The sequence below is a fragment of the Klebsiella sp. JB_Kp031 genome, assembly GCF_040064295.1.
In the GTDB taxonomy this organism is placed as follows: Bacteria; Pseudomonadota; Gammaproteobacteria; order Enterobacterales; family Enterobacteriaceae; genus Klebsiella; species Klebsiella quasipneumoniae.
The window spans coordinates 1-1,114 of sequence record NZ_JBEAJW010000014.1 but is presented as its reverse complement, the minus strand read 5'-3'; the positions used below and the strand labels follow the sequence as shown (position 1 = coordinate 1,114).

Sequence of the window (1,114 nt, the reverse complement as noted above, 5' to 3'; positions counted from 1 at the left end):
AAAATTAGCAACGACCATACTGGTCTTTAATACGAATAATGTCGTCCTCGCCGAGGTACGACCCCGACTGGATCTCCAGCACTTCCAGCGGAATGCGGCCCGGGTTTTCCAGGCTGTGCTCGGCGCCAATCGGAATAAAGGTGGACTGGTTCTCGGTCAGCAGGAACTGCTTGCCGTTCACCGTCACCTGGCCGGTGCCGGCAAGAATGACCCAGTGCTCGGCGCGGTGGTGGTGCATCTGCATCGAGAAGGCGCCGCCCGGTTTCACGGTGATACGGTTGACGTTGAAGCGCGGGGTCTGGACCACCACGTCGCAGCGGCCCCAGGGACGGTAAATCTCGCGGTGGCGCTTGTATTCGCTGCGCTGGTTCTGCTTAAGGAACTCGACCGCCTTCTTCACGTCCTGGGAACGCTCGCGGTTCATCACCAGCACGGCGTCCTTGGTGCTGACAATCACCAGGTTCTCCACGCCGATGGCCGCCACCAGCTTCTCGTCGCTGTTGATGTAGCAGTTTTCGCTGTTGTGCACCCACGCGTCGCCGCTGAGGACGTTGCCCTGCTCATCTTTCGGGCTGACCTCCCACAGGGCGGACCAGGAGCCGACGTCGCTCCAGTCGGCATCGAGACCGACCACCACCGCGTCGGCGGTTTTCTCCATCACCGCGTAGTCCACGGACTCGTCCGGGCACTCGCAGAAAATGTCATGCGGAATGCTGATGAAGTCGCTGCCGTTATCGGCGGCGTTCACCGCGGCCTGGCAGGCTTCGAGGATATCCGGGCGGAATTTGGCCAGCTCGGAGAGGTATTTTTTGGCGCGGAACATAAACATGCCGCTGTTCCAGTAGTACTCTCCGGAGGCGAGGTAGGCCTCGGCGCGCTCGCGGTCCGGCTTCTCCACGAAGCGGGCCACCTGGTACGGGGTGTGGGCGCTGTCGGTGAGGGCCACGCCGCGCTGGATGTAGCCGTAGCCGGTTTCCGGGGCGTTCGGCACGATACCGAAGGTGACCAGGTGGCCTTCATCGGCATACTGCTCGGCGACGCGGATGGCGTCGTGGAAGACCGGCTGGTTATTGATGATATGGTCGGCGGCGAGGACCAGCATCAGCGGGTCGTC

General features: G+C 62.3%; 1 protein-coding gene. It reads right to left on the bottom strand.

The features are described 5' to 3' along the window. Nucleotides 1-4: 4 nt before the first annotated feature. Nucleotides 5-1,114, bottom strand: a 1,110-nt coding sequence (locus ABLV64_RS05730) for a mannose-1-phosphate guanylyltransferase/mannose-6-phosphate isomerase (RefSeq protein WP_208527543.1), incomplete at its 5' end; no start/stop codon positions are given.